This is a genomic window from Sphingomonas yabuuchiae, assembly GCF_014199595.1.
GTDB classification, from domain to species: domain Bacteria; phylum Pseudomonadota; class Alphaproteobacteria; order Sphingomonadales; family Sphingomonadaceae; genus Sphingomonas; species Sphingomonas yabuuchiae.
This window is the reverse complement of the sequence record NZ_JACHNX010000002.1, coordinates 405736-421351: the sequence shown is the minus strand read 5'-3', so window position 1 is coordinate 421351 and position 15616 is coordinate 405736. Positions and strand designations below refer to the sequence as shown.

The 15616-nt window shown below is 65.5% G+C and carries 9 protein-coding genes and 1 pseudogene; 5 read left to right on the top strand and 5 right to left on the bottom strand.

Annotated features, from left to right (window positions below):
* Nucleotides 1-2: 2 nt before the first annotated feature.
* Complete coding sequence (locus GGQ89_RS05120) at nt 3-1208, top strand: MFS transporter (RefSeq protein WP_184104586.1); 1206 nt, start codon at nt 3-5, stop codon at nt 1206-1208.
* A gap of 36 nt (nt 1209-1244) precedes the next feature.
* Here GGQ89_RS05120 and GGQ89_RS05115 read toward each other — a convergent pair.
* Nucleotides 1245-2267: pseudogene (locus tag GGQ89_RS05115) on the bottom strand (glycoside hydrolase family 43 protein); the annotation flags it as partial.
* 175 nt (nt 2268-2442) lie between these two features.
* Here GGQ89_RS05115 and GGQ89_RS05110 point away from each other — a divergent pair.
* Nucleotides 2443-3324, top strand: a complete 882-nt coding sequence (locus tag GGQ89_RS05110; RefSeq protein ID WP_184104582.1) for a polysaccharide deacetylase family protein — start codon at nt 2443-2445, stop codon at nt 3322-3324.
* On the opposite strand, the gene GGQ89_RS05105 is transcribed toward GGQ89_RS05110, so the two are convergent.
* Together GGQ89_RS05105 and GGQ89_RS05100 are read right to left on the bottom strand one after the other, a co-directional pair.
* Nucleotides 3321-4859, bottom strand: coding sequence for a GMC family oxidoreductase (locus GGQ89_RS05105; protein WP_184104580.1), 1539 nt, complete (start codon nt 4857-4859; stop codon nt 3321-3323). The genes GGQ89_RS05110 and GGQ89_RS05105 overlap by 4 nt on opposite strands.
* Entirely contained in the window at nt 4856-6211 is a 1356-nt protein-coding gene (locus tag GGQ89_RS05100) for an alpha/beta hydrolase (RefSeq protein ID WP_184104578.1), read from the bottom strand. The genes GGQ89_RS05105 and GGQ89_RS05100 overlap by 4 nt, the downstream gene beginning before the upstream one ends.
* Nucleotides 6212-6404: 193 nt before the next feature.
* Here GGQ89_RS05100 and GGQ89_RS05095 point away from each other — a divergent pair, with 193 nt between their 5' ends.
* From GGQ89_RS05095 to GGQ89_RS05085, 3 genes are all read left to right on the top strand, one after another.
* On the top strand, nt 6405-6974 hold the full coding sequence (locus GGQ89_RS05095; protein WP_172839659.1) for a Dps family protein: 570 nt from the start codon (nt 6405-6407) through the stop codon (nt 6972-6974).
* 31 nt (nt 6975-7005) lie between these two features.
* The gene (locus GGQ89_RS05090; RefSeq protein ID WP_240456500.1) at nt 7006-8544 is read left to right on the top strand and encodes an FAD-dependent oxidoreductase; all 1539 of its coding nucleotides are present in this window, start codon (nt 7006-7008) and stop codon (nt 8542-8544) included.
* An 81-nt stretch (nt 8545-8625) separates the two neighbouring features.
* A complete protein-coding gene (locus GGQ89_RS05085; RefSeq protein ID WP_184104574.1) occupies nt 8626-9216 on the top strand; it encodes a DUF2076 domain-containing protein in 591 nt (196 codons plus the stop codon).
* Here the strand turns inward: GGQ89_RS05085 and GGQ89_RS05080 are convergent.
* Together GGQ89_RS05080 and GGQ89_RS05075 are read right to left on the bottom strand one after the other, a co-directional pair.
* A complete protein-coding gene (locus GGQ89_RS05080; protein WP_184104572.1) occupies nt 9213-11786 on the bottom strand; it encodes a PAS domain-containing protein in 2574 nt (857 codons plus the stop codon). The genes GGQ89_RS05085 and GGQ89_RS05080 overlap by 4 nt on opposite strands.
* 231 nt (nt 11787-12017) lie before the next feature.
* A complete protein-coding gene (locus GGQ89_RS05075) occupies nt 12018-15164 on the bottom strand; it encodes a TonB-dependent receptor (RefSeq protein WP_184104570.1) in 3147 nt (1048 codons plus the stop codon).
* Nucleotides 15165-15616: the final 452 nt, after the last annotated feature.

Here is a 15616-nt window from a genome sequence, read left to right as displayed (position 1 = left end):
CGATGGTCCCGCCCTCCGATCGCACACATCCGCGCCAGCGCCCGCCCCTGGGGCTTTACGCGCTGGCCAATATCGGTGGCGTGGCGGCCTATCTGCCGCTGCTGACCCTACTGGTGCCGATGAAGGTCGAGGCGGTCAGCCCGGATGGCCGGATCGCCTTGCTCTCGCTGGTCGCGGTCCTGGGCGCGGCGACGGCGAGCCTGGCGAACATCCTGTTCGGCTGGCTGAGCGATCGGTCGCAGCGGGCGGGGCGTGGTCGGCGGGGCTGGATGGCGATCGGCCTGGCGGGGGTGGCGGCCAGCTATGCCGCGATCGGCATGGCCGCGACTCCCGTGATGCTGGTCGTGGCAATCCTGTTCTTCCAGTTCACGGTCAACGCGCTGCTCGCCCCGCTGATGGCGATCATGGCGGAGGAGATACCCGATGCGAAGCGCGGGCTGACGGGCGGCCTGATCGCGCTCGGCAACCCGGCGGCCTCCGCCCTGTCGACCTGGCTGGTGGGCGAGGCCGTGCTGGGGGAGCAGGGGCGGCTGGCGGTCGTGGTGATAGCGGTCATGCTCTGCGTTCTGCCGTTGCTGCTGGTCGGGGCGGGGGGCGCCATGCCGGACGAGCGCGTCGCGCCCGCGCCGTCTCGCCCGCCCAGGCAGGACTTTTTGATCGCGGGCATGGCGCGGCTGTGCATCCAGGTTGCGGCGGTCGTGACCCAGGTCTATCTGCTCTATTATTTCGAAACGATCGTACCGGCCGCCGACTATGCCGACCTGCCCCACTGGGTCGGGCAGGTCTTCACCTTGGCCTTCGTCCTGCCCTTGCCGGTCGCCTTGGTGCTGGGGCGGCTGGCGGATCGTATGGAGCGCCGCCGGTATATTCTAGCAATGGCGGCGCTGGTCGCGGCGTTGGGTTTGCTGGCCATGGCCGCGGCGGACAGCCGTCAGGCTGCGGCGGCGGCGTTCATCCTCTACACCGCCGGGTCTTCCGTCTTCGTCGCGCTGCATGCCGGGCTGACCTTCCAGCTTTTGCCCGATCCCCGGCATCGGGGGCGCGACCTGGGTCTGTTCAACCTGACCAATACCCTGCCGACCATCATCGGCGCGGGCCTGACCTGGACCTTCGCCACGCCGCACGACTTCGACGCGGTGCTAGTCGTGCTCGCCCTGGTCACCATGGCGGGCGGCCTGGCGATCCTGGGCGTCAAGGCGTGGCGATAGGATTATTGTCAGAGCAATACCCGCTCAGAGCCGGCGGAGCGGCCCATTGGCGACCGGCTCGCCGAAATCGGGCGAGCCGTCGGGGCGGTAACGGAAGTACTGCATCCGCGTATCCCGATTGGGATCGAACAGCGGATCGCCCTTGATCTCCAGATAATCGCGCGCGTGATAGACCAGCACGTCGCGCCCGCGCTCGTCCACCGTGAAGCTGTTATGCCCGGGTCCGAAGACCTTGTGCGTGGTGGAGGTCTTGAAGACCGGCACCGGCGACTTGGACCAATTGGCCGCATTCATCAGGTCGGCATCGACATTGCAGGTCAGCATCCCCATGCAATAGCGTGCATCGGTGGCGCTGGCCGAATAGGTCATGAACAGCTTGCCGTTGCGGGTGAGCAGGGCGGGCGCCTCATTGACCTTGAAGCCCTGGATCTCCCAGTCCAGCGTCGGCACCGACAGCCGCACCGGCTTGGAGGCCAGGGTCAGCGCGGTCTTGAGTGGGGCGAGATAGAGGTTGGAGTTGGTCGCGATGCCCGGCTCGCTCTGCGCCCATGCCAGATAACGCTGGCCCTTGTGGACGAAGCTGGTCGAGTCGAGGGTGAAGCTGTCCCATTCGGTCTGCAACTGGCCCAGCACCGACCAGTTGCCGGTCATCGGATCGGGGCCGTCGCACACGACCGCGAAGGTGCGGATGCGGAACACATCCTCGCCGCCGCCGCTCGGCCCCGCAGCGAAATACATGGTCCAGTGGCCATCGATCAGATGCATCTCGGGTGCCCAGATGAAGCCCGACATCGGCCCGCTCGGCAGATGCCGCCACAGTATCTTTTCGGTCGCGGTGGTTAGACCCGCGAGCGTCTTCGAACGGCGCAGGACCAGCCGGTCATATTCGGGCACCGACCCGGTCATGTAATACCAGCCATCGGTGTGGCGGAAGACCTGCGCATCGGCGCGCTGACGGACCACCGGGTTGACGATGGTCGGTGCGCTCGCCGCCCGGACGATCGAGGGCAGGGCCATGGCGGTGGTCGCACCAGCCATGAAGGAACGTCGGGTCAGCATGGTCCATCCTCCGCCTGTCGGCCGCGCCGTCCCGGACGGGATCGTAGCGGTCCTTGTTGTTCGAATCGCCACGAGGCTCATCGAAGTCATTGCCCTAGCCCAAAACTCCGACATTACAAATGCGCGGATAGGGAAGGGCCGGGCATCCATTGGCGCGGGGCGACGTTGACGTGCCATGTCTTCATCCGATCCGGGTCGCTATCCCTTTCGCCCTATCATCGACCGCCCCGCCTATGATTGGCCCGAGGGGCGCAGGGTCGCCATCTATCTGGGCGTCAATCATGAGGTCTTCGACTTTGGCGGCGGCCTGGGAGCCGAGCTGGCGCCGTCGCAGAACCAGCCGGACGTGATGAACTATGCCTGGCGCGACTATGGCAATCGGGTGGGCGCGTGGCGGCTGTTCGAGTTGTTCGACCGGCTGGAGCTGAAGACCACGGCGTTGTTGAACGCGGATGTTCTGGATCGCTGTCCGGGATTGGCCGAGGCCTGTCGCGACCGTGGCGACGAGATCGCCGCGCATGGTGGCAGCAATGCGAAGGCGCAGGGCAAGCTGGGGCAGGAGGAGGAACGCCGCCTGATCGCCGATGTGACCGACAGACTGGCCGCGCTCGGCACGCGCCCCACCGGCTGGCTCGGCCCCTGGATTTCGGAGAGCGAGGTGACGCCCGACCTGCTGAAGGCGTCAGGCTATCGCTACGTGCTCGACTGGGCGCATGACGATCAGCCAACCCGGATGGCGACCGAACATGGCGAGCTTCTGTCGATACCCTATTCCCAGGAGATCAACGACTTGCCCGCCGTGATCCAGCGCAAGCAGGAGGCGGATGTTTTTGCAGGCATGATCCGGGATGCCGTCGCGCAATTGCTGTCCGAGGCCGATCGCCGTCCCTCGGTCCTCGGGATCGCGCTGCACCCCTATATCATGGGGCAGGCGCACCGCGTCCCGCCGCTTGCCCGCGTGTTGACGGCGCTGCGCGAGGCCGACGATCCCCGGATATGGTGGACGACCGCCGGAGCGATCGCCGACCATGTCGAGGCGAACGGGCTCGCCGCCTAGCGTCCCGACGCCAGGAAGCGATCCGCCGTACGCAGCGACAGCGCCATGATCGTCAGCGCAGGGTTCGCGGCCAGTGCACTTGGGAAGACCGAGTTGTCGCAAATCCACAGATTGGCGATGTCGAAGCTACGCCCGTCCGCATCGACCACGGCCTCGTCGCCATTGTCGCCCATGCGGCAGGTGCCGATGGTATGTGCCGAGCGATCGACGGCGAAGATGTCTTGCGCGCCTGCCGCTTCCCAGATGGCGGTCATGACGCGGCGGGAATGCTGGTCGATGGCGCGTTCATTGGCATGATAGCTGAAGTCGATCCGCGCCTTGCGATGGCCGAACGCGTCGGTTTCGTCCGACAGGGTCAGGCGGTTGTCGGGATGCGGCAGGCAATCGCCATTGATGCCGATCCCCGCCATGCGGTTGTAATTTCGCAGGATCGACTGAAGCCGCGTGCCCCACATGCCCGCCCCGCGCGCCAGTCCGGTGGCGAGGTTGACCGGCAGCACGCCCAGGCTCTGCATCAGATAGCCCCCGACGCAATCGGCATCGGCGGGGCGCATCATGTCTTCGCTGATCAGCGAGGAGGGATAGCCCCGGTTCATCCGCATCTCGTCATCGAAGCGTCCCCAGACCTGGGTCGCGACATGCGCCATGAAATTGCGGCCGACCTGTCCGCTGGAATTGGCGAGGCCCAGGTTCAGCAGGAGGCGCGGGCTCTCGACCCCGCCTGCGCACAGGAAGACGGCGCGGCAGCGCTGACGATGCTCCTGACCGCCCTGATGATAGACGACCCCGTCGATCCGCCCATGCTGGTCGAACTCGAAGGACATCACGCGCGCCTGGGAGCGTATCTCGGCCCCATGCGCGGCGGCCATGGGGAGATAGCTGGTGTCCATGCTGGTCTTGGCGGCGTTGCGGCAGCCTTGGTGACAGGTGCCGCAATTGACGCAGGCCTGGCGCTGTCCCCAATGCGGCTGTTCGCGGTCGCGCGAGACGAGCGCAGCCGGAGCGTCCGCCACCGTGATGCCCAGCGCCTCGCACCCCCGTGCCATCGCCTCGGCGGAGGCATTGCGGGGGACCGGCGGATAGGCATAGCGGCGGCTGTCGTCCCAAGGGTAACGGGCCGGGCCGGAGACGCCGGTAAATGCCTCCACTTCTTTCACATAGGCGATCAGCTCGGCATGGGGGACGGGCCAGTCCGCGCCTTGCCCGGTCATGGTCTTCAGTTGCAGGTCGCGGGGATCGGGGCGTGGGCAGAAGGCGCCCCAGTGGAGTGTCGAGCCGCCGACCCCCATGCCCGAATTGTTGGAGCCGAAGGCGGTCGGGTCGTTGCCGCCGCTCAGTCGCTCTTCCATCCAGTAGATATCGGCGGCGAGTTCGTCAGCGACATGTTCGTTTGGTTTGAAGGACCGTCCCGCCTCCAGTGCGACGACCGACAGCCCGGCCTCGGCCAATCGCGCGGTCAGCGGCGCACCACCTGCGCCGGTCCCGATGACGACGGCATCGACCATCTCGGTCGTGGCATAGGGGGCACGGCTCATGCGATCTTCTCCCGTACCGTCTGCCAGGCTTCGACATCGTTCGCGCCGGTTCGGCGATAGCCTTGCTTGCGGGGGCCATCGCCGCCGACCGCAAAGCCGTCATAGCCAATCGCCGCCATCGTCGACGGCAGGGCGGCCCATTGGCGAACGACTTCCGCGCGGACGTCCTGAAACCAGAGGGCCATCTGCTCGGGCGAGAACGGACCCGCATTGGCGGTGGCCTCGTCATTCCCAGCGGCGATCCGGTCCAGCCAGTCGGCCTGCGTGCCATGGTCCAGCGCGGCAAAGCGGCCGGTGAGCGCGTCCAGGGTCAGCAACCCTTGCCGCCAGGCCTCCGGATCGGGCGGCAGATCGGCGAAGCGCCAGCCGTCCCCCGACCCCTGCGTGATGGCCACCTCGACCCGCTGTGCAAGATCAGGCGCGGAGACGTCTTCCGGCAGAATGTGGGCAATCAGGTCCTGGACGGTTGCCCGCTCAGCGTCTGACCATGGAAGTCCGGCGTCGGACACCGGACGGGTCCGCTCCAGCATGGCGGCACGGGTGCGGCGGCTGACCCGGTCGGAGCTTAGAACGTGGACGAACCCGCTCGGCAGGATCGAAGGGGCCAGCGATGCGGCATAGTTTTCGAGAGCCCGAGTGAGCGCTTCGGGCTGTTCATAGGGGATCATGTGGGCGGCGCCGTCGACGACGCGAATATCGGCATGACGGTAATGCGGCGCATTGAGCCTGCGCTGCGCATCCTCGTTCAGGTCACCGTCCTCCGATCCTGCAACGATCAGTGCCGGGATCGAGATCTGGCCGACCTGACCGCTCCAATCCTCCAGGCTCCCCCGTTCTAGCCAGCCGAGCCACGCCTCGCGGCTCGAACGCCGCACGTCCGCCACCGCCCGATCATGCAGTTCAGGCGGCAGAGGCGACGCGGTATTGGCCTCGACGAAGGTCTCCGCATCGTCCTGCCCAATCGATCCGCCCGCGACCCAGCCGATCATCTGCGCGCGCCGCTCCTCGTCCATCGGTTCGGGCGAGGGGGGCGAGGCGGCGACGAGCGCAACGCCCAGAACCCCGGCCAACCCGATCTCACCCGCCGCCGCGCGAGCTGCGACGATGGTGGCGATCTTGCCGCCCATGCTGTGCCCGACCAGGATACAGGCCGTCAGCCCGTTGCGGCGGATCGTATCGGCCAGATCGTCGGCCATCGCGGTGACATCGGCATAGCCTTCATCAACCCGGTCGCCAAAACCCGGCAGGTCGAGTGCCATGCAAGGCGCGCTGCCGAGATGCCGGCACACCAGCTCCCATTCCCGTTTGCTGGAACCCAGGGCGTGGAGAAAGACGAAGGTCGGTTGGATCATGCGGCCGGGTTCCTTGAAAGCCCATGCTGGACGCCGCACGGGACGGTCCGTTCCTGACAAATGCCTCCCAATAAAAATTAATTTGGATCATAGGCGATAATCCTCGCCAGTCGGACGATGCCGGAAAATTCATGGAACCGTGCGCGGGGGCAAGCGCTTGGCCACGGTCCCTATCCATGATCGGAGTAAAGTCGTGGCCGATACCGACCAGGCGCAGCCGCAGTACAAGATCGAATATCGCGAGATCCAGCCCTTCGGCACGTTGAAGGACTTGCCGCTGGGTCTGTCCGACAATGCCCGCAAGCAAAGCGTGTCGATCCTGAACCAAGTGCTGGCCGACACCATGATGCTGCGTGACCTCTACAAGAAGCATCATTGGCAGATGTCGGGTGCGACCTTCTATCAACTGCATCTGCTGCTCGACACCCATTATGAAAAACAGGCCGAACTGGTCGACATGGTGGCTGAGCGTATCCAGGCGCTGGGCGGCATCAGCATCGCGACGCCGCATGACGTGGCCGAGATGACCCGTATCCCGCGTCCGCCGCGCGGTCGCGAGGATGTGCCGACGATGCTTGCCCGCCTGCTGGAGGCGCATCGTATCGTACTGGAACAGGCACATGAGGGCGCCAAGACTGCCGACGAGTCGGGCGATGACGGCACCAACGACCTGCTGGTCAGCGACATCATTCGCTCCAACGAGCCGCAGGTCTGGTTCGTCGGCGAGCATCTCGCCGCGACGGCGCTTCAGCGCGCCGACTGACCCCCCGATAAAGCAGGAAAGGCAAGAGGCGATGGCGGATCGTGATCTGGCGAAGGGCATCGCCTCTAGCGAAGTGCAGGAAGGGCATATCGTCGCCGGTGTGCTGGACGGGCAGGATGTCGTGCTCGTCCGGCACAAGGGGCGGGTCTGCGCGCTGGCGGGCCAATGCACGCATCTGAAGGCACCCTTGTCCGAGGGGATCGTCGCGGACGGCACGCTTCGCTGCCCCTGGCATCATGCCCGTTTCGATATCGAGACAGGCGAGGCCGTGGGCGCACCCGCCTTCGCGCCGCTGGAGCGGTTTGAGGTGGTCGAGGACGACGGCCAGTTGCGGATCACGGTTCCCGCCGAACCGGGTCCTGCACCCGAGGCCGCCGAGGCCGCGGAGTTGGAACGCATCGTCATCATCGGCGCTGGCGCCGCGGGTCATGCCTGTGCCGAAATGCTGGCCCGTCACGGTGCGGGCGCGTCGGTGATCGTGATCGATGAAGAGAGCGATGCGCCCTATGATCGCACCTTCTGCTCGAAACAGTATCTGGCGGGTAAGGCGAAACGAGGCGAGACCGCCTTGCCCGGACTTGAGGGCGTGGACGTTCGGTCCGGCATCGCTGTGTCTCGGATCGACCGCGAGGCCAAGACCATCGTCCTAAAGAACGACGATACCATATCCTATGACCGGCTGGTGCTTGCAACCGGCGCGGCGGTGGTATCGCCCGATTTTTACGGTTCGGATCGAAAGGACGTGTTCGCCTTGCGGACGCTGACCGATGCCGACCAACTGATCGCTGCGGCGGGGCAGGCGAAGCGCGCCATCGTGGTCGGGTCGAGCTATATCGGCCTTGAGGTCGCCGCCTCGCTGATCGCACGGGGGCTGGAAGTCGCGGTCATATCCGACGACGAATGGCCGTTGGAGAAGACGGCCGGGCTCGAGGTCGGCGCGATGATCCGCAACCTGCACGAGTCCAAGGGCGTCACCTTCCACTTGAATCGCCGTATCGCACGCTGGGACGGCCATGTCGCCATGCTCGATGACGGTTCCGAAGTGAAGGGCGACTTCGTCGTCGCCGGGATCGGCGTACGGCCACGGGTGGAACTGGCGGAAGCGGCCGGCCTCGATCTTTCCGACAAGTCCAATGGGGGCGGCGTGAAGGTCGATCCTCAATTGCGAACGTCCGATCCCGCCATCCACGCGATCGGCGATATCGCCAATGCACCGGACCCTCGCCTCGGTCATCCCATTCGGGTCGAGCATTGGGTCGTGGCGCAGCGCATGGGGCAATGGCTTGCCCGGCATTTCATGGGACAGGTGAGCGGCGATTATCGTGAAGTGCCGTTCTTCTGGTCGGGCCATTACGACCTGAGCCTGCGCTATGTGGGCCATGTCGCCTCGCCCGAGCATCGGACGATCTATGGCGATGTCCCGGCCAAGGACTTCGTGGTGTCGTTTGCCGAAGAGGGCCGCGAACAGGCTGTTCTGACGGCGGGGCGCGACGAACTGGCGCTGCAAAAGGAATATGAGTGGGAGCAGGAAGGCCGTTCACAGGCTGGAGACAAGATGCCGTCGGGGTGAATAATCGGTCATCCAAGGCTTCCGATCTTGATCTGAGGGCGGGCTCGACGATCTTTCGGGGCGTAAGATTGGAGTGCCCCGATGAACGCCGAAGAACGCACGTTGCTTACCCGCTTTCTCGATGAATTGTCCGCCGCGCGTACGGGTGGGAAGGACCCCGAGGCCGATGCGATGATCGCCCGCGCTTTGTCCTCCAATCCGGACGCGGCCTATCTGTTGGTCCAGCACGCCATCGTTGCCGACCAGTCGCTGCATGCGGCACAGCAGCGCATCGCTGAGCTGGAGCGCCAGCAACAGGCGCCCCCGGCACCGGCAAGCAGCGGCTTCCTGCCGCAGGGCGCTGGCGGCCCCTGGGGTGCGCGCCCGCAGGACAGCTATTCGCCACCCCCGCCCGAGGCCCGGCCGGGCGTCTTCTCCGGCGGCGGCGGACTGGGCAGCTTCCTGCGCAGCGCGGGCACCACGGCGGCGGGCGTCGTCGGCGGCGAGATGCTGTTTTCGGGCCTGTCCGACATGTTCGGCCATCGCGGCGGCGGTGGTGGTGGCCTGTTCGGTGGCGGCAGTCAGGGCTTCATGGGCCAACCGGAGAATGTCACCATCAACAACTTCGACGATGACGATGGCGGCCGTTTCGACGACGGCAATTCCGACTTCGACAATTCCGACGATTATTAAGCAATGATCGGCTGGGCGGCATCCCCTTCTTCGGGGGCCGCCCGGCTTCCCGCGGTTGATGCCCCGATGGCGGCCAGACTCGCCGCCAGTTCCTCGCTGCGGAATGGCTTGGTCAGTCGCGCGACCTCGACATCCAGCCCCTCCGCCTCGGCATAGCCCGATACGATGAGGGAGCGAAGTCCGGCCAGCCTGTCCTGCAACTCGCGGGCGAGCTGCGCGCCGCTCATACCCGGCATGAGGTGATCGGTGACGAGCAGGTCGGGGCGCAACCCCGCCTGCACCAGTTCCAGCGCCTGTTCGCCGGACGATGCCTCGACCACGCCGTACCCCAGATCGGCCAGCATGTCGGCGGTGCTCATCCGCACCAGATCCTCGTCATCCACCAGCAGGACCGTGCCGATGCCATCGGCCCTTGCCGGGGCAGGGACCACGGGTGCTGCCGTCGCCGTCCCGACATCGCTGAGAGGCAGCCAGAGCGTGATCGCCGTTCCGTGCCCCAGTGCACTCGAAATCGTCAGGCCGCCGCCAAGCTGTGCGGCCAGACCATGCACCATGGACAGGCCCAGGCCCGTCCCCTTGCCGACGCCCTTGGTCGAGAAGAAGGGCTCGATCGCGCGCAGGCGGGTTTCCTCGTCCATGCCCATGCCGGTATCGCCGACGCTCAGGCAGATATAATCACCTGCCGGAACGTCGGTCGTCTGCTGGCCGTCGACCTCGCAGCGGTGGACTTTGACCGACAGCGTGCCTCCGCTCGGCATCGCATCACGTGCGTTGACCGCCAGATTGAGCAGCGCCATTTCAAGCTGGTTGGCATCGGCCCGGGCGGGGGGAAGGGTGTCGGCGACCTCCACCTCCAGCGTGATGGTCGGGCCGACTGTGGATTCGATCAGGTCGGCCATGCTGTCGACCAGCTGGCCCAGATCGACGGCGGTCGGCTGGAGCGGCTGGCGGCGGGCGAAGGCGAGCAGGCGCTGGACGAGGGTCTTGGCCCGTTCGGCCGATTGCAGCGCCCCGTCGATCAGCCGCTGTTCGCGCGCCGTGCCGGAGCCCCTGCGCATCAGCATGTCGAGCGAGCCGATGATCGGCGTCAGCAGGTTGTTGAAATCGTGCGCGACGCCGCCGGTCAGGCTGCCCATGGCTTCGACCTTCTGGCTTTGTCGCAGGGCCTCCTGCGCCGCCTCCAGTTCGGCAGCTGCCTTCAGGCGTTCGGAAATGTCGGTGGCCTGGTGAAAGGCCGCGATCACCCGACCCGCGCCGTCGCGAAGCGGGGTATAGGTGATTTCCCAGATCGGCTTGGCGAGATCCGGGCTGCCAAAGGCTTCGGTGACGGTGAAATGCTCCCCGGTCAGCGCCCGGGTCATCAGCGCCCGGATGGCATCGCGCTGGTCCGGCACGAACTGATCGGGAAACACGTCGCCGATCTTGGTGTCGAAACCGAAGACCCGCCGGAATTCCTGGTTATGCGCCTTGTTGAAGGCGATCAGGCGATAGTCGGTATCGAAGGCGCAGATGGGCGAAGCGATCGCCTCGACGATTTCGTGATAGCGGCGGATCTCGGCGGTGCGCTCGACGACCTGCTGTTCCAGCGTGTTCTTCAACTTGCGCAGGGCCATCTCGGCGCGCGCCCGCTCGACCGCGACCTTGACCCGTTCGCCGACATTCTGGATCAGCGCTTCTTCCTCAGGGCTCCAGATGCGCGGCGTGGCGCTTTGGACCGCGAGCAGGCCGACCCATTCGGTTTCCTCGAACAGAACGACATCGACGAATGCGCCGACCTCACGTGCCTGAAGACCGGAACGCGCGCCGTCGCTCAGACGGTCATCGGCATCCACATTGGTGACGACCACCGGCGCGCCGCCGCGATAGGCGGCCAGCAGATCCGGCCCGAAACTGACCAGCGAGTGGCGGCCGACGATCGAAGATACGCCGCGCGCATAGTCGCGCTCGACGGTCATCCAGCCCTTGCTCGTGATCTCGGCATAGAAGACGCGGCTGGCCGACAGTTCCTCACCCAACCGTTCCGCCGCCAGCGCCATGATTGCGGTGGGCGTCTCCAGCGCCCGCATATGATCGGCCAGGGTCAGCAGGAACGCCGCGCGACGCTCCGCCAGCACCCGCTGCGTCGTATCGGCCAGCAGGCACAGGACGCCGACCGGCTTGCCCTGCCCATCGACGATGGGCGACGTATCGAAATTGGCCCAGGCCTGCGTCTCCTGCCCATTACGGTAGAGGGTCGCGGGCAGGTCCGGGAAGTGCAGCGTTTTGCCACCGAAACCGGCGGTCATGATGACGTCGTTGAAGGCGGCATATTGAGGCCAGCCGTCATGGACCGTCTTGCCCAGCAATCCCGGATGGCCGTCCCCGACAAAATTGGCATAGGCGTCGTTGTACAGCATCACCCCGTCCTCGCCCCAGAACAGCAGGTACGGCACGGCCGAGCGCAGCACCAGGGCGAGCGTCGTCGTCAACGAGATCGGCCAGCTTCCGACCGGGCCGAGCGCCGTGGCGGACCAGTCCAGGCGAGCGATCCGATCGGCACAATCGCCACCGCCGATGAGAAAGGGTGGCATTTCCAAGCCGGTATTGATGGCGGCGACGCCCTCGCCATGCGGCGTACTGACTGATGGGGAGGGGACGGTCACTGGTGCACGATACTCGATAAAGCCGAAAGCGCGAAACAATCATTGATCGACGTTAGAGCCGGTTGGTCGTCCGCCGATGACGCCAGCACCACTCGCAAAAAAAGGCCCCGGTTTTCACCGGGGCCTCTGTCCGATCGCGAGGGGTAAACGATCGAAAGGTTAGAAGGTGCCGCGCAAGCCGATCAGGAACTGACGACCCGGCTTGTACTGGGTGAACGTCGCGTTCTCGAACTGGAAGTAGGAGCGCAGGGTCGCGTTGGTGAAGTTGGCGACGTTGACGGTCAGCTGCGGTGCACCGGCGATCCCGAAGATCTTGTCGAGGTCGAACGCCGACGAGAAGTCGTACGTCGTGAAGTCGGTGCCGAACAGCGCCGCGTTGGGGATACCGTTCTGCGCCGCGCCGCTATTCTGCGCGCCCTGACGCGAGGTCGTGGCGACACGCAGCATCACGCCGTTTTTCTCGTAATAGCCGGTGATGTTGTAGGTGAAGGGCGCCACGCCGAACGCAACGGCCGGGCCGTCGCTGCGCTGGTCGACGATGGTCGCGTTGGCGTTGAAGCCGAAGCCGGTGATGCCGATCGCGCGGGTCAGGAAGTCGAGCGGCTGAACCCACTGGAATTCCAGGCCGTTGATGGTCAGCTTGTTGGGCACGTTGACCTGCGACGTGACCTGCACCTGCGCCTGGCTGGGTCCGCCGCGCGCGTTGATCGCGATCTGCTGCGTCGGGTTCAGCGTGTCATAGGTAATGCCATACTGCGCCAGGTTCGAGAAGGGCACCGTGCTGATCGCGGTGGTGGTGAACCCTTCCAGCGACTTGCGGAACGCGTTGAAGCTGATCACGCCCTCACGGCCGGTATAATATTCGAAGCCCAGGTCGAGATTGGTCGACAGATAGGGGGCCAGCGCCGGGTTGCCGATCGAGGCCTGATCGGCCGAGGGCGCGCCGAAGTTGATGCCCGGCAGCTGCGCCGACGGGTCCGGACGGGTCATGGTGCGCGAACCCGCGACACGGACCACCGCATGGTCGCCAATGTCATAGGCGAAGGTCGCCGCGGGCAGCCATTCCGAATAGACGTTCCGAGTGTCGGCGATGTTCACGATGCTGGGATAGCGGCTGCCATCGGGCAGCGACGCGCCGGTCGCGGTCGTATTGCGGGGATCGGGGACCGAGACGCGGCCCGAGATCGTCTGGATCGTGTTGACATAGCGCAAGCCGACATTGAAGCGCAGCGTGTTGCCGCCCAGTTCCTGTGCACCGTTGACGGTCGCGAAGGCCGACTTCACGACCTCGCGGATGAAGCCCGCACTGGCGCCGGTGTTCGCACCGCCATTCTCGGGCGCATTGTCGTGGAAGAACTGGTAGTTGCTGGCCTTGGCGAAGGCGGGCCAGTTGACCGTCACGAAACCGGCCGGGCCGGGCGACAGATAGCTGGACGCCGCGCTGTTGGGGATCAGTGAACCGCCATAGCTGACCGGGCCGCTCATGCCCGAGCTGAAGCCGGTGCCATAACCCGGATAGGTCGGATAGCCCGCAGGCGCGGCGCCCGGCGCGTTCAGACCCTCGCAGGGCGGCTGCGAGTTGGGCGAGGGGACCGCGACGTTCGGATTGTTGCCGCAGACCGCGTTCTGCCAGAACTGGCTGTTGTCGAAGCCCCGGATGCGGCGCGACGTATCGTCATAGGCGCCGCCGACCTTCAGGTTCAGCGCGGTATCGCCCCAGGTCAGGTCGCCGCGCAGCCCCTTGTTGATGTTCAGGCGACGTTCGTCCTGCAGGTTGACGCGGCTGCCCGCATACCAGCCGAAATTCTTCGGGTCGTTCAGGTCGAGCGCGCTCTTGATCGTCGGAATGCCGCCGGTGTTCGAGAAGGTGACGGTGTTGCCGACGCCCAGCGGCGTCGTCATGCCGACGGTCGGGCTCTCGCGATGGAAGGTCGAGCGGGCGTAATTGCCCTGGAAGTTCAGCTTCAGCTTGTCGTTGATCTGCCACTCGGCACCCGGATTGACGCTCCAGAGGCGCGTCGTCTCGGTATAGGGGCGGAATTCGTTGAAGAACTGGGCGTTGGCGAAGGTGCCGCCGGTGACGGTACAGCCCGCGCTGCAATCGGACTTGTCGAAGGTCAGATTGGTCGGGATGATCGCGCCGTTGCGGACGATCCAGGCCATGTTCTCACGGATCAGCTCGTTCTTCTTGAAGCCGTACAGACCGTCGACATAGAAATGCAGCTCGTCGGTCGGGCGATATTCCGCACTCAGGATCGCGTTGATGCGGTCGCGCGGGCCGCGAATGCTGGTGACGCGGCCCAGGCGGGGCAGCAGGCCGTTGTCGATCTGCTGGATGGTCGCGCCGGGATTGTTGGCGAGCAGGAAGTTGCGGTCGATCACCGTGCCGGGGACGAGGCCCGCACCGGCACCGACCGGCACCGTCGCCGGGATCGTCCAGTTGCCGCCGCCGGTGCTGTTGCAGCCGCTGGTCGCGCCGCACTGCGCTGCGGTGAGCGCCGGGTTGGTATAGCCGATGGTCTCGAAACCGCGCGTATCGGTGAACAGGCGCTGCGCCGAAACGCCTGCCAGGACGCCGAACGTGTCGTTACGCCAGCTGCCGATCAGCGAGCCGCGCGCACCGATCCGGTCCTCGGGCGTCTGCTTCGATCCCTGGATATTATAGGCGAGGAAGGGGCCGCTGCGGTCGAACGGACGGGCCGAGCGCAGGTCGATATTGCCCGCCGCGCCACCTTCCAGCAGGTCGGCGGTATAGCTCTTGTTCACGGTCAGCTTGGTGAACAGGTCGGTCGGGAAGAAGCTGAGGTCGACCGAGCGGTCAGTGCCCTGCGCGTCGGTGGAACCCGATGAGGCGACCGCGATCGGCGCGCCGTTCAAGGTCACGTTGGTGAAATTGGATCCCAAGCCGCGAATGGCGACGTTGGTGCCTTCGCCGGTCACGTCACGGGTGATGGTGACGCCCGGAATGCGGTTGAAGGACTCGGCGATGTTGGTGTCGGGGAACTTGCCGATATCCTCGGCGAAGATCGAGTCGGTGAAGCCGGTCGACGCGCGCTTTGCGTTGGTCGACTTGGCCAGGCTTGAGCGATAGCCGGTGACGACGATGTCCTCGGACGGGGTGCCCTGGGTCTGATCGGTCTGCGGCGCGGGCGGCACGGAGGGGCCGTCATCCTGTCCGTCATTGAGGATCTGCCCTTGCGGGGCGGGAACCGCCTGCGCCCAGGCGGTCGATGCGCTCATCGCGCCGACGGCCGTGGCGCATAGCAGGGCGATGCGGCTGAGGCGGATGGTGGGCACGGATTTCATGTCAGGTCCTCTCTTGCGGCCCGCTGTCGTTCGTTGCGACATGCGGAATCATTTTGGGTGTATCGGTGGATTAGGGGCGATGGATCAGGCTGCCGATGGAGCGTGATGGTGGCCGGGGCGCAGCTCCACGCGGTCTGCCAATGCTTCGGCCATGATGATGCCGTTAACCATGCTATCCCCTCCGACCGTCTGATGCGGCGTGTGCTGATAGCGCTATCGTTCTGCGCTATTGGTCCACAAGTCAATGCAAATTGGTTAGGCCGCAGCGTGTTCGTGACGAACTATGGCTGTTCTGCCACAGCATAGCCGTTTCATGTTGAGACAGTTGGTTTTCTTCAGGCGAAGACTGATAGCGGATGGGCTAAACTGCAATCGATTTATAGTTGTGCAAGTATAGCCATATCGGACCGACCAAATTGCTGTACTCTGGTTTTGCCGATGTGGAGGGTAGG